24 protein-coding genes are annotated in these 22,730 nt (G+C 69.5%); 10 read left to right on the top strand and 14 right to left on the bottom strand.

Translation table 11 applies throughout. From position 1 onward, the window contains the following. Position 1 precedes the first annotated feature (1 nt). The 4 genes from CU254_RS00240 to CU254_RS00225 are packed head-to-tail and all read right to left on the bottom strand — an operon-like array spanning position 2 to position 2,994. Complete coding sequence (locus CU254_RS00240; protein WP_043837971.1) at positions 2 to 259, bottom strand: acyl carrier protein; 258 nt, start codon at positions 257 to 259, stop codon at positions 2 to 4. Next, on the bottom strand, positions 252 to 1,859 hold the full coding sequence (locus tag CU254_RS00235) for a fatty acyl-AMP ligase (RefSeq protein ID WP_100267007.1): 1,608 nt from the start codon (positions 1,857 to 1,859) through the stop codon (positions 252 to 254). Before CU254_RS00235 ends, CU254_RS00240 begins: the two co-directional genes overlap by 8 nt. A 44-nt stretch (positions 1,860 to 1,903) precedes the next feature. Then, on the bottom strand, positions 1,904 to 2,530 hold the full coding sequence (locus CU254_RS00230; protein WP_009071629.1) for an NAD(P)-dependent oxidoreductase: 627 nt from the start codon (positions 2,528 to 2,530) through the stop codon (positions 1,904 to 1,906). Between the two features lie 17 nt (positions 2,531 to 2,547). Next, positions 2,548 to 2,994, bottom strand: coding sequence for an SgcJ/EcaC family oxidoreductase (locus CU254_RS00225; protein ID WP_009071627.1), 447 nt, complete (start codon positions 2,992 to 2,994; stop codon positions 2,548 to 2,550). A gap of 88 nt (positions 2,995 to 3,082) precedes the next feature. Between CU254_RS00225 and CU254_RS00220 the strand changes: the two genes are divergently transcribed. After that, positions 3,083 to 3,526 carry a MarR family winged helix-turn-helix transcriptional regulator gene (locus tag CU254_RS00220; RefSeq protein WP_009071624.1) on the top strand — a complete coding sequence of 148 codons (444 nt, stop codon included), beginning with the start codon at positions 3,083 to 3,085 and terminating at the stop codon, positions 3,524 to 3,526. Positions 3,527 to 3,537: 11 nt separating this feature from the next. Here CU254_RS00220 and CU254_RS00215 read toward each other — a convergent pair whose 3' ends face one another. Beyond that, positions 3,538 to 4,743, bottom strand: a complete 1,206-nt coding sequence (locus CU254_RS00215) for an RNA polymerase sigma factor (RefSeq protein WP_009071623.1) — start codon at positions 4,741 to 4,743, stop codon at positions 3,538 to 3,540. Next, a complete protein-coding gene (locus tag CU254_RS00210; RefSeq protein WP_009071621.1) occupies positions 4,740 to 5,111 on the bottom strand; it encodes a YciI family protein in 372 nt (123 codons plus the stop codon). Before CU254_RS00210 ends, CU254_RS00215 begins: the two co-directional genes overlap by 4 nt. A 117-nt stretch (positions 5,112 to 5,228) precedes the next feature. Between CU254_RS00210 and CU254_RS00205 the strand changes: the two genes are divergently transcribed. Beyond that, positions 5,229 to 5,996: a methyltransferase gene (locus CU254_RS00205; protein WP_037716333.1), complete on the top strand. Its 768-nt coding sequence runs from the start codon at positions 5,229 to 5,231 to the stop codon at positions 5,994 to 5,996. A 6-nt stretch (positions 5,997 to 6,002) separates the two neighbouring features. Here the strand turns inward: CU254_RS00205 and CU254_RS00200 are convergent, their stop codons facing one another. After that, entirely contained in the window at positions 6,003 to 6,749 is a 747-nt protein-coding gene (locus CU254_RS00200) for an alpha/beta fold hydrolase (protein WP_009071617.1), read from the bottom strand. A gap of 80 nt (positions 6,750 to 6,829) precedes the next feature. Between CU254_RS00200 and CU254_RS00195 the strand changes: the two genes are divergently transcribed. Further along, positions 6,830 to 7,426, top strand: coding sequence for a TetR/AcrR family transcriptional regulator (locus CU254_RS00195; protein WP_009071615.1), 597 nt, complete (start codon positions 6,830 to 6,832; stop codon positions 7,424 to 7,426). 372 nt (positions 7,427 to 7,798) lie between these two features. On the opposite strand, the gene CU254_RS00190 is transcribed toward CU254_RS00195, so the two are convergent. Further along, the gene (locus CU254_RS00190) at positions 7,799 to 8,332 is read right to left on the bottom strand and encodes a hypothetical protein (protein ID WP_100266672.1); all 534 of its coding nucleotides are present in this window, start codon (positions 8,330 to 8,332) and stop codon (positions 7,799 to 7,801) included. Between the two features lie 183 nt (positions 8,333 to 8,515). On the opposite strand from CU254_RS00190, the gene CU254_RS00185 reads away from it, so the two are divergent. Continuing rightward, positions 8,516 to 9,562 carry a LysR family transcriptional regulator gene (locus CU254_RS00185; protein ID WP_009071611.1) on the top strand — a complete coding sequence of 349 codons (1,047 nt, stop codon included), beginning with the start codon at positions 8,516 to 8,518 and terminating at the stop codon, positions 9,560 to 9,562. 359 nt (positions 9,563 to 9,921) lie between these two features. Here the strand turns inward: CU254_RS00185 and CU254_RS00180 are convergent, their stop codons facing one another. The 4 genes from CU254_RS00180 to CU254_RS00165 all read right to left on the bottom strand — a co-directional run bounded on the left by CU254_RS00180 (position 9,922) and on the right by CU254_RS00165 (position 11,986). Further along, a complete protein-coding gene (locus tag CU254_RS00180; protein ID WP_009071609.1) occupies positions 9,922 to 10,287 on the bottom strand; it encodes a DUF427 domain-containing protein in 366 nt (121 codons plus the stop codon). Positions 10,288 to 10,369: 82 nt separating this feature from the next. Then, complete coding sequence (locus tag CU254_RS00175) at positions 10,370 to 11,083, bottom strand: trypsin-like serine protease (RefSeq protein WP_009071607.1); 714 nt, start codon at positions 11,081 to 11,083, stop codon at positions 10,370 to 10,372. Positions 11,084 to 11,235: 152 nt separating this feature from the next. Beyond that, entirely contained in the window at positions 11,236 to 11,598 is a 363-nt protein-coding gene (locus tag CU254_RS00170; RefSeq protein WP_037716331.1) for a hypothetical protein, read from the bottom strand. A 22-nt stretch (positions 11,599 to 11,620) separates the two neighbouring features. Beyond that, complete coding sequence (locus tag CU254_RS00165) at positions 11,621 to 11,986, bottom strand: hypothetical protein (RefSeq protein WP_037712077.1); 366 nt, start codon at positions 11,984 to 11,986, stop codon at positions 11,621 to 11,623. Positions 11,987 to 12,304: 318 nt separating this feature from the next. On the opposite strand from CU254_RS00165, the gene CU254_RS00160 reads away from it, so the two are divergent. The 5 genes from CU254_RS00160 to CU254_RS00140 all read left to right on the top strand — a co-directional run bounded on the left by CU254_RS00160 (position 12,305) and on the right by CU254_RS00140 (position 18,860). Next, a complete protein-coding gene (locus CU254_RS00160) occupies positions 12,305 to 14,689 on the top strand; it encodes a protein kinase/lanthionine synthetase C family protein (RefSeq protein WP_009071601.1) in 2,385 nt (794 codons plus the stop codon). A 406-nt stretch (positions 14,690 to 15,095) separates the two neighbouring features. Further along, positions 15,096 to 17,462, top strand: coding sequence for a nitrate- and nitrite sensing domain-containing protein (locus CU254_RS00155; RefSeq protein ID WP_009071599.1), 2,367 nt, complete (start codon positions 15,096 to 15,098; stop codon positions 17,460 to 17,462). A 42-nt stretch (positions 17,463 to 17,504) separates the two neighbouring features. Beyond that, the gene (locus CU254_RS00150) at positions 17,505 to 17,930 is read left to right on the top strand and encodes a roadblock/LC7 domain-containing protein (protein ID WP_009071597.1); all 426 of its coding nucleotides are present in this window, start codon (positions 17,505 to 17,507) and stop codon (positions 17,928 to 17,930) included. Further along, a complete protein-coding gene (locus CU254_RS00145) occupies positions 17,927 to 18,292 on the top strand; it encodes a DUF742 domain-containing protein (RefSeq protein ID WP_009071595.1) in 366 nt (121 codons plus the stop codon). The genes CU254_RS00150 and CU254_RS00145 overlap by 4 nt, the downstream gene beginning before the upstream one ends. After that, positions 18,273 to 18,860, top strand: coding sequence for an ATP/GTP-binding protein (locus CU254_RS00140; RefSeq protein WP_009071593.1), 588 nt, complete (start codon positions 18,273 to 18,275; stop codon positions 18,858 to 18,860). The genes CU254_RS00145 and CU254_RS00140 overlap by 20 nt, the downstream gene beginning before the upstream one ends. A gap of 73 nt (positions 18,861 to 18,933) precedes the next feature. On the opposite strand, the gene CU254_RS00135 is transcribed toward CU254_RS00140, so the two are convergent. Further along, entirely contained in the window at positions 18,934 to 20,307 is a 1,374-nt protein-coding gene (locus CU254_RS00135; protein ID WP_037712070.1) for a tryptophanase, read from the bottom strand. A 45-nt stretch (positions 20,308 to 20,352) separates the two neighbouring features. Beyond that, positions 20,353 to 21,450 carry a tryptophan dimethylallyltransferase family protein gene (locus tag CU254_RS00130; protein WP_199785733.1) on the bottom strand — a complete coding sequence of 366 codons (1,098 nt, stop codon included), beginning with the start codon at positions 21,448 to 21,450 and terminating at the stop codon, positions 20,353 to 20,355. 331 nt (positions 21,451 to 21,781) lie between these two features. On the opposite strand from CU254_RS00130, the gene CU254_RS00125 reads away from it, so the two are divergent. Beyond that, a complete protein-coding gene (locus CU254_RS00125; protein ID WP_037712068.1) occupies positions 21,782 to 22,318 on the top strand; it encodes a DinB family protein in 537 nt (178 codons plus the stop codon). The last annotated feature ends 412 nt before the right edge of the window (positions 22,319 to 22,730 follow it).

Raw genomic sequence — 22,730 nt, 5'->3', positions numbered from 1 at the left:
TTCAGTGCTTCTCCTCAGCTCGGCTAGCTGCCAGGGCCTCCGCGAGCACGTCCGCCACGGATTCCACGTCGGTGAACCGATCGAGCTCGTCCAGATCGATCGACACGTCGTAGTAGATCTCCAGCGCCGCGAGAAGCCGGATCCGGCCCTTCGAGTCGATGCCGAGCTCCTCGAGCGGAGCGTCGGGCACGACGAGGGCCGGGTCGAGCCGGAAGGTGTCGCTGACGACCTTCGTGACCTCGGCGCAGTGATCACCCACGGACGCCACCGTAACGCGCCTTGGCGGCGGACCGGGCGACCTTCCCGCTGGAAGTGCGCGGAAGTCCGCCAGAAGGGACCAGGCGTACCGCGCGGAGGGTGAGATCGTGCTCTCGTGACACCGCTCGCAGCACCGCCCGGGTCACGTCCTTGACCTCGGCTTCGGCGTCGCGGGCCCATTCCGCGACCACCATCGCGCCCTCGCCCTGTTCGTCGGCGACGCCGAACGCGGCGACCCGGTCGCGGCGGATCGCCGGATGCGCCTCGCCCGCCGCCGCTTCGAGGTCCTGCGGGTGGAAGTTGCGGCCATCGACGACGATCAGGTCTTTGAGCCTGCCGGTGACGTAGAGGTCGCCGCGGTGGAAGACGCCCAGGTCGCCGGTGCGCAACCAGCCGTCGAGCCCGTCGAGGACCCCGCCGAACGCTTCCGCGTCGCCGCGGCCCCAATAGCCGGACGCGACGTTCGGGCCGTGCACCCAGATCTCGCCGACCTCGCCCTCGGGCTGCTCGTGTCCGTTGTGGACAATCCGGACGAGCTGCCCGACCGGCCGTCCCACCGACATGACCGGCTGGCCGTCCGGCGTTTCGACGGCGCGGCCCTGGGCCAACGCTTCCCGGTCGAGCACCGCGCCGCGCGGTCCTTCTTCGCCCGCGCTCGCGACGTACACCGTGGCCTCCGCCAGCCCGTACGACGGCCGATGTGCCTCCGGACGGAACCCGTACGGGCCGAATACTTCGTGGAACCGCTCGACCGTGCGCGGCCGAACCGGCTCGGCTCCGTTGAGCGCGACGCGGACGTCCGAGAGGTCGAGGTCGTCCTCCGCGCCGACGTCGGCGGCCAGGTCGTAGGCGAAATTCGGGGCCGCGGTGAAGACGGCCGGATAGTCCGAAAGCTGGCGCAGCCACCGCTGCGGCCGGTGCACGAACTCCGCCGGGGACATGAACACCGACCGGCCGCCGACGTAAACCGGCAGGCACAGCAACTGGATCAGGCCCATGTCATGGAAGAACGGAATCCAGCCGGCACACGTCGTCTGCTCGTCCGAACCGTAGGCGCGGCTGGCTTGCCAGCAGGCCGCGACGATCGCCCGGTGCGGGATCACCGCGCCCGCCGGTTCGCGCGTCGACCCCGACGTGTACTGCAGGTAGGCCGGGCTTTCCGGATCGGCGCGGACCGGATCGGCGCCCGGCCCGGACAGCTCGTCCACCACTACGAGGTCGGCCGAATCGCTGAACTCGCGCACCTTCGCCGCGACGGCGGACGACGTCGCCCACACCCGCGCGCCGGAATCGGCGAGGACTCCGGAAAGCCGGTCGGCCTGCGCGCGATTGCCGGGCAGCATCAACGGAACGGCGACCATCCCGGCGGCGAGCGCGCCGAAAAACGCCAGCGGATAAGCGAGTTCCTGCCCGGCGAGGATCGCGACGCGCTCGCCCGGTTCCGCGATCCGGCGCAATTCCCCCGCCACGATCCGGACTTCGGCGGCGAATTCCGCCCACGTCAACGTGTGCTCGACGCCGCGATGGTGATCTTGGTGGGTGAACAACGGCCGTTCGTCGCCGGCGCGGGCGAACAGCCGGTCCACAATGGAGACGCGCATGACCTCGTCGGGCACCGTGCGGGACACCTCCGCGAAGCTACCCGCTACGACGAGACCGCGACCACCCGCCCGAAAATCCGCGGATCGTCCAGGTGGTCCACCACGTAGGCGGCCAAATCGGCCCGGGCTGTACGCGGGCCGAGACGTTCGGCGGCATCGAGGGAAACGCGAGGACGGCCAGTTCCCGGCCGGTCGGTCAATCCGCTTGGCCGCACCGCGGTCCACGCGAGCCCGGAGCTGGCCAGCACCTTTTCCATCCGCGCCATGTCCGCGTACGGATGCCGCAGCACCCAGCGCAGGATCCGGCTGACCGCCCGGGCACCCGGCCCGGCGTCCGGCGGTGTCGCGAGACCGGCGGAGGAGAGCACGACCAGCCGTGCGCCGGGCGGCAACGCCGAGACGATTGCCGCGGTCCCGGCGGAATAGACGGTGGTGGGGCCGCGACCGGTCGAGCCGAGCGCGGAAACGACCGCCTCGTGTCCGGCGAGCGCCCCGCGCAGCGATTCCGGATCCAGCGCGTCGGCGGCGCGGCGGGTGAGCCGGGGATGGTCGAGGTCGAGGTTCCCCGGCTCGCGGGCGATGGCGGTCACCTCGTGCCCGGCGGCCAGACCGCGTTCGACGAGCAGCCGGCCGGTGCGCCCGGTCGCGGCGACGACAGCGAGCGAAGACATGGCACTCCTCCGCGCGGTCAGGCGGCGGCCGGTTTGCTCGCCGGCTGGAACTTGAAGGACACCGCTTCCAGCAACGGTTTGCGCTTCGTGTTCTGGAAGGCCGCGACCTTCCACCCGGCCTCGGTGCGGACCAGGCTGTAGGTCTGGACCTTGTCCAGCTCAGCGGATTTCGCGCCCTTGCCGGTCGCGCCCCGGGTGATGACGAGCGCCGAGTCGGGCCCGACGCGGCGAATGCTCTGCACCTCGTGAAGCAACCGGGTGCCCTTGAGGAAGCTGCCGAAGAGCGCTTGGTGCGCCCGGCCGATCTCCTCCGCACCCTGGTAGAGGGTGCCGACATAGGTGATGTAGGTGGCGTCGGGCGTGAACTCCGCGGCGTACGCGGCACCGTCCGCGCTGTCCCACGCGGCGACCAGCCGATCCAGCACGGCGGTGATGGCAGCGACGTCCGTGTCCAGCGTGTTCATGATGTCTCCCCATGGTATCTTCTTCAGAGAAGTAACTGCTCTGAAGATTTCTCTTCGTTGAGGAAGAGATTATGAGACGGGAGGCGGGATGTCAACAGCCGAGGATCCGTCGGCGGTCTACCGGCGCTACTTGAGCGCGGTGCTGCTGCACTCCCAGGCCAGTGCACGAGCCGTCGGACTGGGCGCGACCGACCTGTACGCGCTGAACATCCTGGAACTGCACGGCGCGATGACCCCCAGCGAGCTGGGCCGGATGGCCGGCCTGACCACCGGCCCGACCACGCGTCTGGTCGACCGCCTCGAAGAGGGCGGCTACGTCCGCCGCGCACCGGACCCCGGCGACCGGCGCAAGGTCGTCGTCCAGCCGTTGCACCAGCCCGAAGGGTTGGACAAGGCGCTCGCCCCCGCGCGCGCCAGCATCGGCGAGATCCTGCGCGGCTACCGGCCGGAAGAGGTGGCGGTCCTGTTCGACTACTTCGCCCGGGCCGCCGACGCCTACCAGCAGGCGACGGACCAGCTCGCCGAATCCTGAGCTTCCGCGCGTTACCGGCTCGGCTTCACCCGACTGGCCCGGGCGGTCAGGAAACGCTGCTCAGCGATACTCGCCGTCGCCTTCGCGGCCAGCCGGTAATTCTCGTACGCACCGGGCAGATCCCCGGATTTCTCCAGCAAATGCGCCCGCACCGACAGCAACCGGTGGTGCCGCGCCATCCGCTCCTCGCTGTCCAATGTGGACAACAGAGCGAGCCCGGCGCGCGGCCCCTCGGTTTCCGCGAGCGCGATCGCGCGGTTCAACGTCACCATCGGATTCGGCGCGATCCGTTCCAGGATCAGGTAAAGCGCGTGCACCTGCCGCCAGTTGGTCTCGTCCGCGGTCGCCGCGTCGGCGTGCGTCGCGGCGATGGCCGCCTGCAGCTGGTACGGACCGAGCTGCGCACCGCCCAGCGACGCTTTCGCCAGCTCAGTGCCCTCGTCGAGCATCGCGCGATCCCACGTCGTGCGGTCCTGTTCGGCCAGCGGGACAAGGTCGCCGGACGGCGTGGTGCGGGCCGCGCGACGAGCGTGAGTTAACAGCATCAACGCGAGCAGACCGGTCACCTCGCTGTCGTCCGGCAGTCGCTCGTGCACCATCCTGGCCAGGCGAATCGCCTCGTACGCCAGGTCGGCGCGGTGCAGATCGCTGCCGGACGACGCGGTGTAGCCCTCGTTGAAAATCAGGTACAGCACCTGCAGCACTACATTCAGCCGCTCCGGGCTTTCGGCACCCGGAAACGAACTGCCCGCCGCCTTGATCCGCTGTTTGGCACGGCTGATGCGCGCCGCCATCGTGCCCTCCGGCACCAGAAACGCGCGGGCGATCTCGGCCGTGGTCAGGCCGCCGACCGCGCGGAGGGTCAACGCGGTCTGCGACGCCGGGGTCAACGCGGGATGACAGCAGAGGAACAGCAGAAGCAGCGTGTCGTCGGTGTCCGGCACCTCGGGCGCGGTCTCGGTGGCGTTCGCCAGCTCCCGCTCGCGGCGCGCCTGATCGCTGCGGAGCTGGTCGACATAACGCCGGGACGCGACCGTCGACAGCCAGGCGCGCGGATTGTTCGGCACGCCCTCGACCGGCCACTGCTGGGAAGCGGCGAGGACGGCTTCCTGCACCGCGTCCTCGCAGCCCTCGAACTGGCCGTACCGGCGCACCAACACGCCGAGAACCTGCGGCACGAGCTCGCGCAGCAGGTCCTCGACGGAGGGAGGCTTCACGCGTCCAATTGCCCTTCCGAGAACATCACCTGGCGCACCTCGACGCCGAGCCCCTCGATCGCGGCGTCCGGGACCTGCGCGGCCAGCTCGATCGCGCGCTCCTTGCTCTCGACGTCGATCAGGTAGTAGCCGCCGAGGAACTCCTTGGCCTCGAGAAACGGCCCGTCGGTCACCACCGGCTGCCCGCCGCGGACCGACACGACCGCGGCCTGCGACGGATCGGCGAGCGCCTGGGCGGCGATCAGCTCGCCGGACTTCTTCGTCGACTCCATGAACGCGCTGACGCCGTTGCCGAGAGCTTCCTTCTCCTCGTCGGTCAGCGCGTCGAGGACGGACTGGTTGATGTGCAGGCTGATCAGGAACTTCATCGTCTTGCTCCTCGCGGTTTCGGGGTCTTTCGCGAAGTGGTCGGAGGCGCGGGCGGGTTCTGGACATGGAGCTTATGTGACGCGCGTCACTCTCGATCCGGGCGCACTATGAACGGCATGGAACCCGACGCCTGGGCCGCGCTGGCGAGTCCGTTCGTGGAAGGCGCGTACGCGACCGTCAAGGGCCGAGTCCGCACGTACGTCCTGCATCAGCAGCTGCTGGCGCATCTGCCGCCACCGCCGGCGACCGTGCTCGACGTCGGCGGCGGGGCCGGGCACCAGTCGTTTCCGTTGGCGCGCCTGGGTTACGACGTCGTCCTGCTGGATTCGTCCGACGCGATGCTGTCGATGGCGGAGCAGCGTCTCGCCGCGGAATCGGCCGAGGTCCGGGAACGCGTCCGGCTCGTGCGCAGCCGCGGCGAGGACGCCGTCGCGGCGGTCGCGGGCCAGAAATTCGACGCGGTGCTGTGTCACGGCGTGCTGATGTACATAGACGATCCCGTGCCAATGATCGACGCGCTGTGCGCCTGCGCGGCACCCGGCGGGATCGTCTCGGTGATGGCGCTCAACGCCGAGACGCTGGCGGTTCTCCCCGCGCTGGAAGGACGATGGAGCGACGCACTGGCGGCGTTCGACGCGCAGACCGAGCCGGGCGTCCTCGGCGTGAACACCCGGGCCGACACGGTCGCTGGACTGTCGCAGCTGCTGGTCGGACAGGGTGCCGAACCGCTTGCCTGGTACGGGGTTTGGCTGTTCGCCGACTGGATGGACCTCGACGGCGACGAAAGCCGGATCGACGAGATCGCGGCGGTCGAACTGGAGGCCGCGCGACGAGATCCGTACCGGCGGCTCAGCCGGGTGTTCCACCTCGTCGCGCGTGCCTGAACTGTCCTATTCGGACGCTTCCCAGAATTCCGTGAGGACCCGCGCGCCCTGGACCGGGTCCTGCGTCATCCACCAGTGCCCGAGCCCCTCCAGCACCGCCAGCTTCGCCCCGGCGCGCGCGGCCGAACGGCGGCGTTGCTCGTCCGTCCCGACGAAGTGGTCCTCGGTCGCCAGGATGACGAGCCCCGGACGCTCCGCCGCGCGTTCGAGGTCCCGGCCGGATTCCGCGATCGCCGGCTGCGCCGCGGACCGGTAGAGCGGGAGCACCGCGCGGGCCATGTCGTCGTTCATCCCCTCGGCGACCTTGGCGGCCGCCGATTCGTGCATCCCGCCGCGGACCAGGCGCGTGGTCCGGGCTTCCACCGGCACCCCGAACATCGCCGCGACGGTCTCCTCGCCGACGCCCGGTTTCTGCCACGCCTGCGCGAGGTCGTGCCAGACGTAATCCGGCTCGAACGCGCCCGCGGTGTCGCTGGCCCAGCTGCGCACCAGCTCCGGACGCGCCATGACGGCGTTGAGCACGTGCGCGCCGCCCCAGTCGTGCCCGACCAGGTCGACCGGCTCGGGGAACTTCTCCAGCTCGGCGATCAGCCAGTCGCGGTACTCGACAGCCGTCGCGCCGAACCCGTCCGGCAACGGCGCGCCGAACCCGGGCGGAGACAGGCACACCGCCGACCGGTCGCCCAGCTCGGCAAGCAGACGCTCCCACACCGCGGCGGTTTCCGGATTGCCGTGGACGAACACTGCGGTCATCGGACTTCCTCCCTGTCGTCGTGGCCACTCTACGCATACTTGCTTGTCAGCTGGCAAGTATGTTTGTAGGGTTTCTCCCCATGCCCACGCCGCGCCGCACGCAGCAGGAACGCCGCGACCAGGCGTCGGCCGCCCTGCTGAAAGCCGCCGCCGAACTGGTCGTCGAGGAAGGCGTGCGCGCCGTGACGCTGGCCCGGGTCGGCGAACGCGCCGGGTACAGCCGCGGCCTGGTGACCCACCATTTCGGCGGCAAACAAGCACTGCTGGAACACCTGGCCCGCACCGCACAGCCCGGTTTCGTCCCCGGTCTGGCCGACCTGCCACCCGGCCTGGACCGCCTGCTGCGGCTGATCGACGGTTACCTCGCCCAGCTCAGCGAACCGGACGTGCTGAGCCGGGCTTTCCTGGTGCTGTGGGCGGAATCCATGACCGCGCCAGAACTGGCCCCGATCTTCCGCGTACGCGACCAAGCCTTCCGAGACGACCTGCGCGACGAAATCTCCGCGGGCATCGCCGAGGGCACCATCCGCGCCGAGGTCGTCCCGGAACAGATCGCCGTGGCCATCGTCGGGCAACTCCGGGGCATCGCGTTGCAACGCCTGCTCGACCCGGCCGCGGTGGAGCCGGGCGAGTTGTGCCAGTGCGCCGCGGAAGTGTGGAAGCGGGCGTTGTCCTAGAGCTGTGCTGCCGGATACTTGTCGGCCTGAACCGTGCTCAGCTGCTTTTTGACCCGGTCCCGCCTCGCCGCCCGTCAAGCGGCGAGGCGGAACTCCCCCTCACCCGGGACTCCCCTCCCGGCGTCGCTTCCCCTGAAGCGCTGCCGCCGACGGCTGCCCCCTCGAACGACGCCTCTCCCACGCCGTTCCCCGCGCAGCCTCACCTGACGCACCGCTTCCCCCGAAACGCTGCCGGACAGCTCGCCCCCTCGAACAATTCCCCCTCCAGCGACGCCCCCGACTGCCCCAACGCAGTCGACCCTCCGGCACCGCCTCGGCAGTTCGGCTTGCCAGGCGGCACGACCCCTCAGACGTGCCGCCCGTAAGCACCGCTCAGACCGCGAACGCGGCGGCCTTCCGGGACAGCACCGCGTTCTTCCGTGCCCGAACCGCGCGGTTGGCGCCGGGCAGCCACTGCACCACGAGCACTGCCAGCAGGCTCAGCACCGCGATCGTGTCGAAGGCGTTCAGCAGGGCCGGGTTCACGTCGATGAGATCACGCAGTCCGAGGCCGATGCCGAAGACCGCGAAGACCGTCAGCACCACTCGGGCCCAGTTGTGCGCGGCTAGCACCATCGCGGCCGACACCAGCGTCACCAAGCCGATGACCAGCCAGATCGCCGCGCGGGCGGTGAACGACGCCATGGCGATTTTGGTCAAATCGTCGGCCGTGAGCAGGCCGCTCGAAGCGAGGTCCCGGGCCTCGGTCTGCAGGTATTCCTGCACGGCGGGGCGAAGCAAACCTTCGCCCTGCACCAGCACCATCGCACCCCACAGCAGTCCGCTGAGCGCGCCGAGCAAACCCAGCCCTCCGCCGACCGTCAGGGTGCGCGAGCGGCGCGCGCCGGCGGAACTGTACGAACTCACTTCTGTCGAACTCCTTGGATCAGCAATCGAATCAAGCGTCACGCAGTTTCCCGCCGACCGCTTGCGCCGTCCACTGGTTCACCGATAAAATCTGTAGATTTTTTTAACTGGCCGCGAGATCAGGAAGGCCGGGTTAAGCTCTCCGGCGTCCGCGAAGAGAATGAGAAGGCGAGTCCTGCCCTGATGTCCGCACCCAGCCCGTTCCGGTCGCCGTCGTTCAACGTGCTCAGCAGGCTCCTGCGCTCGTCGCCTGCCCTGCTCGACACGACATTCGACCAGTTGCGCACGCTGATCACGGTCGCGGAAACCGGAACCGCCCTCGCCGCGGCCCGCACGCTCGGCCGCGACCAGTCCAGTGTGCAAAAACAGCTCGACACTCTCAACCGCAATTTCTCCGAATTGTGCGGAGAACCATTATTGCACCGCCAGGGCCGCGGCCGCGACGTGCTTTTTACCGACACCGGGCGCGCAGTCGCACAGCAGGCTCGCCGCACCCTTGCCGAATGGCTCGACACCATTCACGAATGCCGTCGTGAACTCGGGGGAACGCTGACCGTCGGCGCGACTCGCTACACCCTCGGCAGCCTCGCCCACGCCGGCGATCTCGTGGCCGAGCAGTTCCGCGCCCGCGACATCGAGCTGAACGTGGTGCACGTGCGCACCAAAGACCTGATCGACCGTCTGCTGGCCAAGGACGTGGACCTGGTGTGCGGCAGTGTCGTCACGACCAGCGCGCTCGACTCCGTCGACGTCCTCGAATGGCGGCGCAGCGGGCTCGGCATCGTGACCAATATGGACACTCCGAAACCCGGGGAGTCCGTCGCCACCAGCCAATTGCCGACGCTTCCGCTCGTCGTGCCCAGCGGCGGCGTGATCAACGACTTTATGCGCGGCTGGTTCGGCTCCGACTACCGCAACCGGCTCGACATCGTCGCCGAGATCGACTCCGCGCAATACGGATTCGAACTCCTCCGCTCGGGCCTGATCCGCGGGTGCATGCTCGTCACCCAAGGACTCGGCGAAGCCGCGGGCGAAAACCGGCTGCACGCGGCCTCCGGATTGCGCACAATCGGGCTCGTCGACGACATCGAGCCGAAACTCGAACTGCTCGTCGGCGTGTTCGCCCGGCGCGGCGAACGCTCCTCGTACCCGGACAGCCATCCGCTCAACCTGCTGTGGAACGCGCTGCAACAGGCCGGGGAGGCGTCCTGGCTCGAGGACGATCGCTGAACCCGCCCCAGGAGCGCTGGCGAGTACGCGACCGCGATCGACGCCGGACTGGAAGCAACGGCGACCCCGGAGCAACTGCCCCGGAAAACGACCAATCCGCGGCAACGGCGAGCCCGGAACAGCGCCGATCCGGAGCAGCAACGAACGCGCCTCAGTGGGCGGCCTGGAGCAGCGCCGCACTCGGGTCAGCCGCGCGCGCCAAGCGAAGAACCGACCCGACACCCGTTCCGCCGGCGCCAAACGCGACGAGGCCACCGGAGCAGCAAGAGCGGCGATTGCCCGGACGCATTCGGCGGCCCAGATGATCCGCACGCCGCGCTGATCTGGGCCGCAGCCAGCAGCCGAGCGCCACGAACCCCTCAGCCGACCTCCTCGATCTCCACCCGGTCCGGATAAAACGCGACATGCCCCTTGATCGCGGCGACCGCATCGTACGGAGCCTCATACACCCACACCGCGTTCTCGCCGTCCGGCACCGCGGCCAGGCTGTAGTACGAAGCGTCGCCCTTGTACGGGCAGTGCGTCCGGTGGTCAGTCGGCGACAGCATCGCCAGGTCGACGTCCTCCAGCGGGATGTACTGCACCGGCGGGTAGCTGGCCTCGCGCAGCACCTGCGCGCGGGTGGTGTCGGCGATGGTCTTCTCGCCTGCTTTGACCACCACCCGCGCGGGGTTGGGCTCAACGGTGATCGGGTGGTCCGGCCCCGGGATCAGCTTGTCGGGCATGGTTCTCCTCCTCCGCGCAACGGAAGCGGTGCGCACTCCCAACACTAGGCCGGACCACCGACAAAATCAGACGTCGGGAAAATCAGACGCCGGCGACCTGCGAGATCCAGCTCCGGTACCGCGTGATGTTGGTGTACGCGGTGCTGCTCTGCCGGTCACTCGTCGACGCGACGCCGACCTGCCGTCCGGACGCGAACATCGGGCCGCCCGAGTCGCCGCCTGCCGTGATGCCGTCGCCGTACGTCGCGCAGACCGCGACGCCGCCCTCGTAGTCGCTGCACGACGGCGTCGTGACCCGCACGTTCGCCACCTTCAGGTACCGCGACTGGCAGTTGATCTCCGAACCGCACCGGCTCGTCGCGCCCCAGCCGTACACCTGCACGGTCTGGCCCGCGCGGACGTCGGTCGACGTGCCGAGCGGCGAGTACGTCGCGTTCACCGACGTGGACAGCCGGACGATGGCCAGGTCAGCGGCACCCGGGTAGCGGGTGATGGCGGCACCGGTGGCCATCGTGCCGCCGCTGCTCTGGTCGAGGCTGCCGATGCGGAAGGTGTACGTCCCGCTGGAGGCGACGCAGTGCTTCGCGGTGAGGATGTACTGCGGCGCGATGATCGTGGCCGTGCAGTTCTGCTGCCCGTTCACGAACAGCCGCGCGGCCCACGGGGCGTTCGAGGCGTAACCGCCGCCGATGATCGCCGGGGTCGAGGACGGCCCGCTGGCAGCGGCGGCCTGACCGGCGAATCCGGCGAGGCCGAGCGCGGTAGCGAGCACGAGCAAACAGGTGCGCAAACGCATGGTCTCTCGTTTCTGCGGCTTCGTCGCCGCGGTTCCGGTGGGGACGGGGCCTCGATCATCAAGGCCGCGCCCAGGAACCAGAACCGGCGAAAGTAGCCGGGGACCACCTGTTCTTCCGCGACCGCCGCCGCTACGGACAGTTCCGCGTACTGTTAGCCGCCGGCCCGCGTCCGGCGCAGCCAGTACAGGCCGACCACCGGGAGCACCAGCGGGATGAACAGGTACCCCTGCCCGTAGACCGACCACACCGTGGCGTCCGGGAACGCCTGCCGGTCGAAAATGCTCAGGGTCCCGACGGTCAGCACGCCCAGCAGTTCGACCGTGCACGCGGCCAGCGCGATCCGCCACCACGTCCGGCCGCCGCGGGCGAGTGCGATCGTGGCGAGGAGGTAGACGACCGCGGCGAAGGCCGAAAGCACGTACGCCAGCGGCGCCTCGTGGAATTTCGTGCCGATCTGGACGCCCGCCCGCGACGTCGCGGCGAGCGCGAAGATGGCGTACACCGCGACCAGGATCCGGCCGGGACCGGTGGCCGTCTTACGCGCTTGCTCCACTCCACACCTCGTTCAGTCGCAGCACCATCACCGGAATGGCCAGGCAGGCGATGCCGAGCACGACCGTGCTCGACCGGCTCTGCTCGGCCAGCGCCCACGCCGCGCCGACCGGCAGCACGACGAGGCAGCCGATCAGGTAGGCGAGGTAGGTGGCGAGGCTGCCCGGGTGGTGTCCGCTCGCGAGCAGCACGATCCCGATCACGAGCTGGACGACCAGCAGCACCTCGATCACCGCGAGCGCGACGAGCAGCGGGGTGTCCGGGAGTTTCTTGCGCGCCGCCTGGACGAAACTCCACAGCGCGACGAGCGCGGCGCATCCAGCGACCGCTATCGCGAACCCGACGATCACCCGTTCCTCCTTCTGCCCGCCGGCCTCAACGTACCCGCCTCGCCCGCCGACCCGGACGGGCGAGGGGCCGACGGCGTGGCCGGGACCACGTTCACCGGATCGGGTCGCTGGCATTCCGTCAATTCCCGAATGCCACGGAAATCCCGCTCGACCGGGCGACGGGGAATCACCCTCGGTTCGCCACTGCCGGTTTTACCCGCGCCCCGCCGGGGTCCGCCGAACGCTGAAATGGCGGATTGGCGCGACGGCGAAGCTGTGCGGGAATAGTTTCCGTCGCCGGAGCACCGGAGAAGCGCACACGCGGAAGGATCCACTTTTATGAACGTCCGGCACGAGGCATTCTGCCTCGCCGATCCGTGGTTCTTCGACCGCCGACGGGAAATATCCGCCGACGACCTCGTCGTCCCGCCAGACAGTCCACAGTGGACAGTAGCGGAGTCGGAACACTGGCACCACCTCCGCCCTGCCGGGGCCGTATTGCCGGAACAGGGCTGGGCAGTGGAGATTTCCGCCGCCCCGGGCAACGTCGACCGGATACTGGACCGCGTGCGCGAGTACTGCCGGACCCACCAGCTGCCCCACCGGCACCTGCGTTCCCGGTCGATTTTCCTCGACCGCAATGCCGAATATCCGACGACCGGCGGAACCGGTGCACTGGCCACTATTTATCCGCCCGACAATAACGCGCTCGAACAGATCCTCGACGATCTTTCCGAACTCCTCGCCGGCGAGCACGGACCGGATATCGACGGCGCGCTCCGCTGCGGAGAATGTCCGGTTCACGTGCATTACACCGGATTCACGCCATTGTGGACCGAGCACGACGGCACCCGCGTGCCCGCGCTGCGCAGGCCGAGCAGCGCGCTCGAACCGGCGCCGCGGGGCCCGGGCTTCTCCGTCCCGGACTGGGTCCGGATTCCCGACTGCGTCGCGGAGTACACCGACGCGCCGGAGCCGCCGCATCCGGTCGTCGAGGTGCTCCGCCAGGCCCACGGCACCGCTGTCTACCTGGCCGAACGCGGCGGCGAACGCGTGCTCGTCGAGGAAGCCTGGCCCTACACCGGACTGGACGCGGGCGGCGTCGACGCGGTCGCGCGGCTGGAGCACAAGCACGATCTCTTCAAGCGGCTCGCCGGAATCCCCGGCGTCCCGAAGACCCACGCCTACCTCGCCGGCAAGCGCCACTACCTGGTGCGGGAGTACCGGCCCGGCCTCCCGCTGGACGCCTGGCTCACCCGCCACTACCCGCTCACCCGCCGCGACTGCCCCGAAACCGACCTCGCCGTCTACCGCAAACAGGCGTCGTCCGTGCTGGCACAGGTCGACCGGATCGTCGCCGAAGCCGCCGAACGCGGCGTCGTCCTGGAAAACCCGCACAACATCCTGGTCGACAGCTCGGGCACGGTCTCGCTGATCGGCTTCGACCGCGACGAGACGGCCCTGCGGCTGCGCCTCTTCCTTCCGCTGGCCCCGCTGTACCACCTGGTGCCGGAACGCCTCCGCTGGGCCGCCGAGCTGACCGAACGCCGGTTCTCCCTGCCCGCCGGGTACGCCGACAGCATCGCGCCGCGGACCGAGCCCGCCCATACCGAACTCGACGAACCCCGTCCCGATTGGACCCTGGTGCGCAAGCAGATCGCCGAAGCCCTGCTCGCGTGCGCGACCCCGGAACGCCGCGATCGCCTGTTCCCCGGCGACATCGAGCAGTTCCGCGTCGGCGGCGCGACCTTCGGCACCGGCGCGGCGGGCGTGCTGCACTCGCTGCACGTCGCGGGCGTCGGCCGGTTTCCCGAGCACGAGCAGTGGCTCCTCGACGCGGTCGACGGGAAACAGCCCAGTCGCGCGGGTTTCTACGACGGCAGCCACGGAATCGCTTACGTGCTGGAGGAATTCGGCTACCGGAAGGCCGCGGGCGCTCTCCTCGCCGCCTCGCGCGCGCTGGTGGACCAGACGGTCGGCCACGACCTCGCGAGCGGGCTGGCCGGCATCGGCCTGACCCGGCTGCACTTCGCCGCGACGCGAGGCGACAACGAATTCGGCAGGCAGGCGCTGAACATCGGCATCCGGCTCGCCGAAGCGCTGGACACCGCGGAACCGCCGGGCGCGGAGGCGCAGGCCGGGCTGCTGTACGGCTGGTCCGGCCCGGCGCTGCTGTTCCTGCGCCTCTACGAACGCACCGGCGAGCCGGCGTGGCTGTCGTTCGCCGACCAGGCACTCGAACGCGATCTGGAGGAATGCGTCCCCGCGCTGGACGGCTCGCTGCCGGTCCGCGACGGCAACCGGGGTTCGCGGCGCGGGGCGGGAATCGGCAGCGCCGGAATCCTGATCGTCACCGAACAGCTGGCGCGGTACCGCTTCGACGCGAAGGCCGCGCGCAGCCTGCCCGCGCTGCGCGTCGCGTGCCGCGGAGAGTTCGCGCTCCATCCCGGACTGCTGAACGGCCGCTGCGGACTCGCCGCCGGGCTGGCGTTCAGCAGCACGCCGGACCGGCGCACGCAGGACGCGATCGACCGGCACCTGACGCGGCTTTCCTGGTACGCGGTCCCGTTCCGCGGCGGCCTCGCCTTCCCGGGCGCCCGCCTGCTGCGGCTGTCCGCCGACGTGGCCACCGGCGGGGCGGGCGTCCTGCGCACCCTCGCCGCGCTCCAGGACGGCATCGAACTGCTCCCGTTCCTCGGCCCGACCCCGCGAGTGAGCCAGTAGTCCACTGTGGACGCACCGGCGACCCGCGACGACACGTGTCGACAAGTCAATGAGCCGACAGTTCCACCACGCGGAACCGCGCCTGAGTGTCCGGACACTTTTTGAATCACTCATTCAGCCCAGCCCGCTGGTCCGAAATTCGCAGCCAGGGCCGGGGCCTCGGAAAACGCCGGGGGAACTCGCCGCTACCGTCGGTGACCGCCGTCAAGACGGCGTTCGGCTGCTCGTTCAGCGGAACCACGAGGCCCCCAATCGTGATAGAAACCGGGGCTGTTCCGTTCGGTGGGCCTACGAAGGGTGTATCCGAGATTTCCGTGACGAGGACCACTCGCACCCACTGGCGTGTCCGCTTCCCCGGCCGTGTCCGCACTCTCGCCGAGGGTGACCCAGGAGTTCGTGAATCATCGTGGAGACCAAGGACGATCCCGGCAAGGCGTACGACAAGTCGATCCGGAAGAGGCTGACCCGGACGGTCCTGATCCCGAGCATCACTCTGCTCGTGCTGTGGGCGGTGCTGGCGACGGCCTTCTTCATCAACGGCTTGTACGTGCGGCTTGTCGCGGGCTCGGTGCGGGACGTTTCGATCCCCGCCCTCACCGCGTTGTCGTCGCTGCAGCAGGAGCGCCAGCTCGCCCTGCAGTACCTCGACAGCCCCAGTTCCGGCCCGCAGCAGCTGCAGCAGCAGGAACAGGACAGCGACGGCAAGCTGAAGGGGCTGCAGGAAGCCTTCGCGGCCACCATTTCCAGCGCCCCGGACGAGATCGCCGGCAAGGTCACCGCGCTGAAGGCGCAGCTAGACCAGCTGCCGGTGCTGCGTTCGCAGGTCAATTTCCGCAGCATCAACCGCGCACAGGTCAACGCCTACTACAACGGCGTCCTCGACTCCGCGGCGACGCTGTTCGACACCCAGGCGCGCATCGTCCCCGACGCGACCGCCGTGCAGGGCGCGATCTCGGCGACCTCGCTGTTCCGGGCGGGCGACCTGATGTCGCGCGAGACGTCGCTGGTGTCGGCCGCGTTCTCCGGCGGAGCCTTCGCGCCGGACGACTTCGTCCAGTTCTCCCAGCTGGTCGGCTACTACCGCACGCAGCTGGCGCAGATCTCGCCGTTCCTCGAACCGGCGGTGCGCCAGCACTACCAGCAGCTTTCGACCAGCGACGCGTGGAAACGGCTCAACGCGGCCGAGGACGCGCTGATCAAGCACGGCCCGTGGACCAGCGGCGACCAGAGCGGCGTCCCGGTTTCGTCGGGCGATTGGCACGCGCTGACCGCGCAGGTCGCGCAAGGTCTGAACCAGCTCACCATCGAACAGGCCGACCAGGTCTCCGCCGCCGCGATCGACTCCGGGAACGCGCAGCTGCGCAACGCGATCATCGGCAGCATCGTGGCCCTGCTCGCCTCGCTGGCCGCGATCATCGTCGCGGTGCGGGTGTCGCGTTCGCTCGTCGACCGGACCCTGATGACGCGCCTGGAGCGGCTGCGCAACGACTCGCTCGACCTCGCCCGCAACCGGCTGCCGAACATCGTCGGCAGGCTCAAGAACGGCGATCCGGTGGACATCGAGGCCGAGCTGCCGAAGCTGGACCACGGCCGGGACGAGATCGGCCAGGTGGCCGAGGCGTTCAACACCGCGCAGCTGACCGCGGTCAACGCGGCGGCGAGCGAGGCGAAGGCGCGCAGCGGCGTGCACAACGTGTTCCTCGGCATCGCCCACCGCAACCAGGTGCTGGTGCACCGGCAGCTGCAGATCCTGGACGAAATGGAAAGCCGCGAAGAGAACTCGACCCAGCTGGCATCGCTGTTCCAGCTCGACCACCTCGCCGCGCGCGCCCGGCGGACCACCGAGAACCTGATCATCCTCGGCGGCAAGCAGCCCGGCCGGCGCTGGCGCAAACCGGTTTCGCTGATGGAGGTGCTGCGCGCGGCCGTCTCGGAAACCGAGCAGTACTCGCGGGTGCAGGTCGAGCAGGTGCCGGACGTCGCGATCGTCGGCACCGCGGTCGCGGACACCATTCACCTCGTCGCCGAGCTGGTCGACAACGCGACGTCGTTCTCCCCGCCCGGTTCGCAGGTCGAGGTGACCAGCCGGATGGTCGCGCGCGGCGTCGTGGTCGACGTGTCCGACCAGGGGCTGGGCATGAAGGAAGGCGTGCGCGAGTGGGCCAACGCGATGATGGCCGACGCGCCCGAATTCGACGCGATGGCCCTGCGCGCGGACTCCAGCCTCGGCCTGTTCGTGGTCGCGCGGCTGGCTTCCCGGCTCGGCATCACGGTCACCTTCGACCCGTCGCGGTACGGCGGCACCCGGGCGACCGTGCTGATCCCGTCGAACCACCTGGCCGACGCGAACGCCCCCGAACCCGCGGACGAGGCCCCGGCGCTCGCCCAGGTCGGCGCGCCCGCGCAGGAAAGCGCCGCGCAGCGACCGGCCCCGGAGGCTCCGCAGCCGACGCCGCGGCCGTACCCCGCCCGTGCGCTTCCGACGCCGAATCCGCGGACCCCGGAGCCGTATCCGCCGTCCGCGGGCCAGATCCCGGACGTCCCGGCCGCGCCGCGCGTTCCCGCCGCCGAGCCGGATCTCAGCGGGCTCCAGGGCGACGACCGGCCCCGGCTCCCGCGCCGGCAGCCGCAGCAGAACCTCGTCGCCCAGCTGCAGGACGACCCGACCGCCGAGGACATCGACGTGACCAACGCGGGCGAGACCACCGCGCGGACGCTGATGGCGTTCCACAAGGGCACCCGCCGGGCGCGAGGCGGGCAAAATGACTCATAACGACCGAACACCTCATCACACCGAAAGTCAGGGTCTGTCCGCATGAACGAGTACGGGAACTCCACCCCTGATCTCAACTGGCTGCTCGACGACGTCGTCAACCGCGTCGTCGGCGCGCAGAACGCCATCGTGCTGTCCGCCGACGGCCTGCTGCTCGGCAAGTCGTCCGGGATGAGCAAGGACGACTCGGACCAGCTCTCGGCCATCGCGTCGAGCCTGCAGAGCCTCGCCAAAGGCGTCAGCAGGCAGTTCAACCGCGGGCCGGTGCTGCAGAACATGATCGAGATGGAACGCGGGTACCTCTTCGTGTCGGCCGCCGGGCAGGGCGCGTGCCTCGCCGTGCTCGCCGGAGCGGACATCGACGTCGAAATGATCGCGTACGAGATGAACCGGCTGGTCAAGCGCGTCGGCGACTATCTGGCGTCGGCCCCGCGCGAGGCCGCGAACCTGCTGCGGGAGGCGACATGAGCGACGACGGCTGGTACGACGAGGCCGCCGGGCCGCTGGTCCGGCCCTACACGATCACCAGCGGACGGACCCCGTCCGAACACCAGCTCGACCTCTCCACCCAGGTGATGACCCTCCAGCAGGGCTCGGACCCGGTCGGGCTCGGCCCGGAGCACCTGGCGATCACGCAGCTGTGCCGCAGACCCTTGTCGGTGGCCGAGATCGCGGTGTACGTGAAGCTGCCGCTCGGCGTCGTGCGCGTGCTGTGCGGCGACCTGATCGACCGCGGTCTCGTCATCACCCGCGCCCCGTCCCGTCAGCCGGCCCAGGCGCCGGACCACGAAACTCTCCAGGCGGTTCTCGATGGCCTCATCAAGCTCTGAAGACGCCGCGGCGTCGGTGCCGACCCCGGTCAAGATCATCGTCGCCGGCGGGTTCGGCGCCGGGAAGACCACCATGGTCGCCTCGGTCAGCGAAATCCCGCCGCTGTCCACCGAGGAGGTGCTCACCGAGGCGAGCACCGGCGTCGACGACCTTTCCGGCGTGGAGCAGAAGAAGACCACCACGGTCGCGCTCGACTTCGGCCGGATCACCATCTCGCCGCGGCACGTGCTGTACCTGTTCGGCACCCCGGGCCAGGAACGGTTCTGGTTCATGTGGGACGACCTGGCGCGCGGCGCGATCGGCACCGTCGTGCTGGTCGACACGCGCCGGCTCGAGACCAGCTTCGCGGCGGTCGATTTCTTCGAACGGCGGAAGATCCCGTTCGTCGTGGCGGTGAACTGCTTCGACAACGCGCCCCGTTACACCGCCGACGAGATCCGCGAGGCGCTCGTGGTGCCCGACGGCGTGCCGATCGTGATGTGCGACGCGCGGCAGCGGGATTCGAGCAAGATCGCGCTGATCCGGCTGGTGAAGCACGCGATGACGGTGGTCCCGCAGCCCGCCTGAGCCGGGTTTCCGGACTAGCGAGGGGGTTCCCGGCGCGGGGAGCCCCCTCGTTCGCGTCTGTCCTTAGTGGACCTTAGTGGACCGGGGCCATCCGGAGGTTGAAGTGCCGGAGGATCTTCGGCGCCTCCACGATCCGGTAGCCGGGCACCTTCTCCGGGTTTTTCGCGATGTCGCCGAGGATTTCGGCCACGTAGTCGTAGTGGCCCTGGCTGTACACCCGCCGCGGCAGCGCCATCCGGACCAGCTCGAACGGCGCCGGGGTGATCAGCTCGTTCTGCTCGTCGAGCGTGCCGAGGTAGAGCGAACCCAGTTCCACGCACCGGATCCCGCCCGCCAGGTACAGCTCGCAGGCCAGCGAATGGCCCGGGAACCGCGAGGCGGACAGATGCGGCAGCAGGCGGCCCGCGTTCAGGTAGAGCGCGTGGATGCCCGGCGGCTGCACGATGTCCACTCCGGCGTCGTTGGCCTGCTGGGCGAGCCGGGCCGCCTCGCCCGCGCGCGCGGCGAGGTAGTTCGGGTCGACGACTTCCCGCAGACCCTTGGCGACGCGGTCGAGGTCGTGTGCCGCGAGACCGCCGTAGGTGCGGAAGCCCTCGGTGGCGATCAGGTTGGTTTCGCAGGTCTGGGCGAGGTCCGGATCGGTAAGGCCGATGAACGCGCCCATCGGCGAGATGCCGTCCTTTTTCAGGCTCGCGACACAGCCGTCTACCAGGCCGAACGCCTCCAGCGCGACCTCGCGCGGCGTCTTGTCCGCATACCCCGGCTCGCGCTGGATGACCAGCCACGCGTTCTCCGCGAACCGTGCCGCGTCAAGGAAAACCGGCACGCCGTGCGCCCGCGCGAGCTTCGCCGCCGCGGCGAGGTTCGCCATCGAAACCGGCTGTCCGCCGCCGCCGTTGTTGGTGATGGTGAGCAGCACCTGGCCGACGCGGGAACCGTCCGGTCCGGACAGGAGGCGTTCCAGGGCGTCGAGGTCGATGTTGCCCTTGAACGGTTCGAGGCTGTCGAGGTCGCCGAACTCCGCACAGGGCAGGTCGATCGCCACGGCGCCGAGCAGTTCGACGTTCGCGCGGGTGGTGTCGAAATGCGTGTTGCTGACCGAGATCCGGCCGCTTTGCAACACGCTGGAGAACAGCACGCGCTCGGCCGCGCGTCCCTGGTGGACCGGCAGGAGGTGCGGGTAGCCGGTGAGTTCGCGCAGCGCGTCGCGGAAGCGGTAGAACGAGTCCGACCCGGCGTAGGAGCGGTCCGCGGCGGCCGCGGCGGCCTCCTGCGCGGTGGAGACCGCGCCGGTGCCGGAGTCGGTGAGCAGGTCGATGCTGACCTTGTTCGCGGGCAGGTTGAAGGCGTTGTAGCCCGCCTCGGCGAGCGCCTGCTCCCGTTCGGCGCGGGTGGTGACCGGAATTTCGGCGACGACTTGGGAGCGGTACGGCGGGAAGGTCCGCATCAGGGTGTTTCCTCCAGTGGTTGGTGCCGGCCGAAAACTGCCGGGTCAGGTCATTCGGCCGAGCACCGGCCGCTTTCTCGGCGGGGCTACCGCATAAGCCTCGGAGGACAGGTAGACCGTGATTCCGGAACCGAACTCGCCCATTCTCAGCGAGACGTGCGCGATCAGTCCGACACCGTCGCGCAGCGGTCGCTGCGAAACCGCTGCCAGCGCTTTGTCCAGTTGTGTCGGGTCGAAGTCGTACTGCGCGAGAATGGCGTGCACGCGAGCCCGCGCGATCTCGTCGTCCGGCACGTAACTTCGAATAGGGAGGTAAAGACTGTAGTTTCCCGGCGTGCCGCCCATGCCTTCGACGAAGGAATAACTGGAAACGAGCGGACGGCCTTCGAAGGGTCCTTTTCCGCCGCCCAGCACGGCGAGGAACTCGCGGATCAGCATCGGATCCGTGCCCGGCACCAGCTCGGCCGCGCGCACCGCGTCCTCGGCCTCGGCGGCGTCGTGCGAGACGTACACCTTGACCCGGGACAGCGGGTCGTCGTCGAGGTCGAGCGCGAAGAAGGTGAAGTTGTCGCGCTCGCCGCGGCGCAGCGCGTGCTCGACCACCGGGTCGAACGCCTCGCCGAGGTTCAGCCGCCGGAACCCCTCGCTGACCAGGGAATCGGCCATGGTCGGACCGCTGATCTGCGGGTTCAGGTACACCTTGATCTTCGGCGCGGAGCCGTTGCGGAAGATGAGCGAGTACCACAGCGTGAACGGCCCGCGGCGCTCCTCGTGCGGGAGGAAGAGGTCGGCCACCGCGTCGAGCCGGTCGGTGACCAGGCCGTATTCGCCGGCCACCTGAGCGAGGAACCCGCGCGGGTCCGGGGCCCCGACGGTCTCGCCGAGCACCCGTACCACACAATCGCCATTGGCGTCGAATGCGACCGAGAATTCGACGGGCGTAGTGTCGTCCGCCACATTGCACGGGAACTGCGCCGGAGCGCCGACGGTCGATTCCCCGGACTCGCCGAGCAACAACCGGAGAAGTTCCAGGTGACGACGTTCTTCCGGATCGAATCCCACTGCGCGGCACAACCGGTCGAGCTGACCTCCGGCATGGGTGTACATCGACAAGTCGACCATCGGCACACTCGCTCCGACCATGGCGCTGTATTCACCGTTTCATTCGTGCGTTCGGCCCCGCGAACCATCCGCTGTTCAGCGGAGCGGGCGTTCGAGGGCCGCCGAGAAGATTAATCCCCGGAATGCCGATCACGATACCTCTGACGGAGCGACAACACCGTCTCGAAACCGTGCCTGAGTGTGCTGATCAACACCGGAATTCACCTGAATTCCGCATCGACAGGAACGGATTCTGCAGCTACCTGCCCCCGCCATGTGGTCTAGCCCACTGCTGCGCGCGGCCGGTGTCCCGTGCACCCGATGCGGCGGCACGGCGCCGGAAATTGTCGGTGGCGGGTGAGACGCTCGTCTCATGACCCAGATTCCGAAGCATCTGTCCAAAGTCGCCGAGAGCGACCGGCCGCCGATCCCCCGCCTCGCGGGCGAACGCGAGACCCTCCTGTCCTATCTGGAGTGGCATCGCGAAACCCTGGCGCTGAAGTGTGCCGGCCTCAGCCAGGAAGCCGTGTCCACCCGCGCGGTCCCGCCGTCCGCAATGTCGCTCCACGGCCTGGTCCGGCACCTGGCGGGCTGCGAGCGATGGTGGTTCCGCATCCAGTTCGCCGGGGAGGACGTCCCGCTCCTGCACTACTCGGACGACGACCCGAACCAGGACTTCGACCGCCTGGACGGGGATTTCGGCGAGGCACTGGCGTTGTGGCGCGCGGAATGCGACCGGAGCCGGGAGATCGTGGCGGCCGCCTCGTCGCTGGACGCGGAGGGGGCCGGGAAGACGGGAGGGCCGTTCTCGCTGCGGTGGATGCTGGTGTCGATGATCGCGGAGTACGCCCGGCACAACGGCCATGCGGATTTGTTACGGGAGGTGACGGACGGCGCCACGGGCCGGTGAGGGGCGGTCCGTGCGGGCTTTGGCTGCGGTCTGGAGTGGGCGGTGATGGGGTGCAGCATCTGGCTGCGGCACCCGGCGGGAGTGGGGCGATGGGCCTGAGTGGCGGGCTTGAACGGGCGTGATGCGGTGCAACGTCCGACCGCGGCGTTCGGTGGGAGGGGGCGCGCTGGAGCCTGAGCGCGGGCTCGAACAGGAGGTGACGCGGCGCCGCACCCGACCGCGGCGCACGACGGGCGGTGCGGCGCAGCACCCGGCCGCGGCATCCGAACGCAAGCGCGCGATCGGGCCGGAGCTACGCGCTCGAACGAGAGATGACGTGGCACAGCATCCAACCGCGGCATCCGACCGGAAGCGATGCGATCGGGCCGGAGCTGCGTGCCCGAACTGGAGGGGACGCGGTGCAGCATCCGAC

Origin of the sequence: Amycolatopsis sp. AA4, from assembly GCF_002796545.1 — a bacterium.
GTDB lineage: Bacteria > Actinomycetota > Actinomycetes > Mycobacteriales > Pseudonocardiaceae > Amycolatopsis.
Note: the sequence above shows the minus strand (reverse complement) of the source record. Positions and strands in the feature narration are given on the sequence as shown.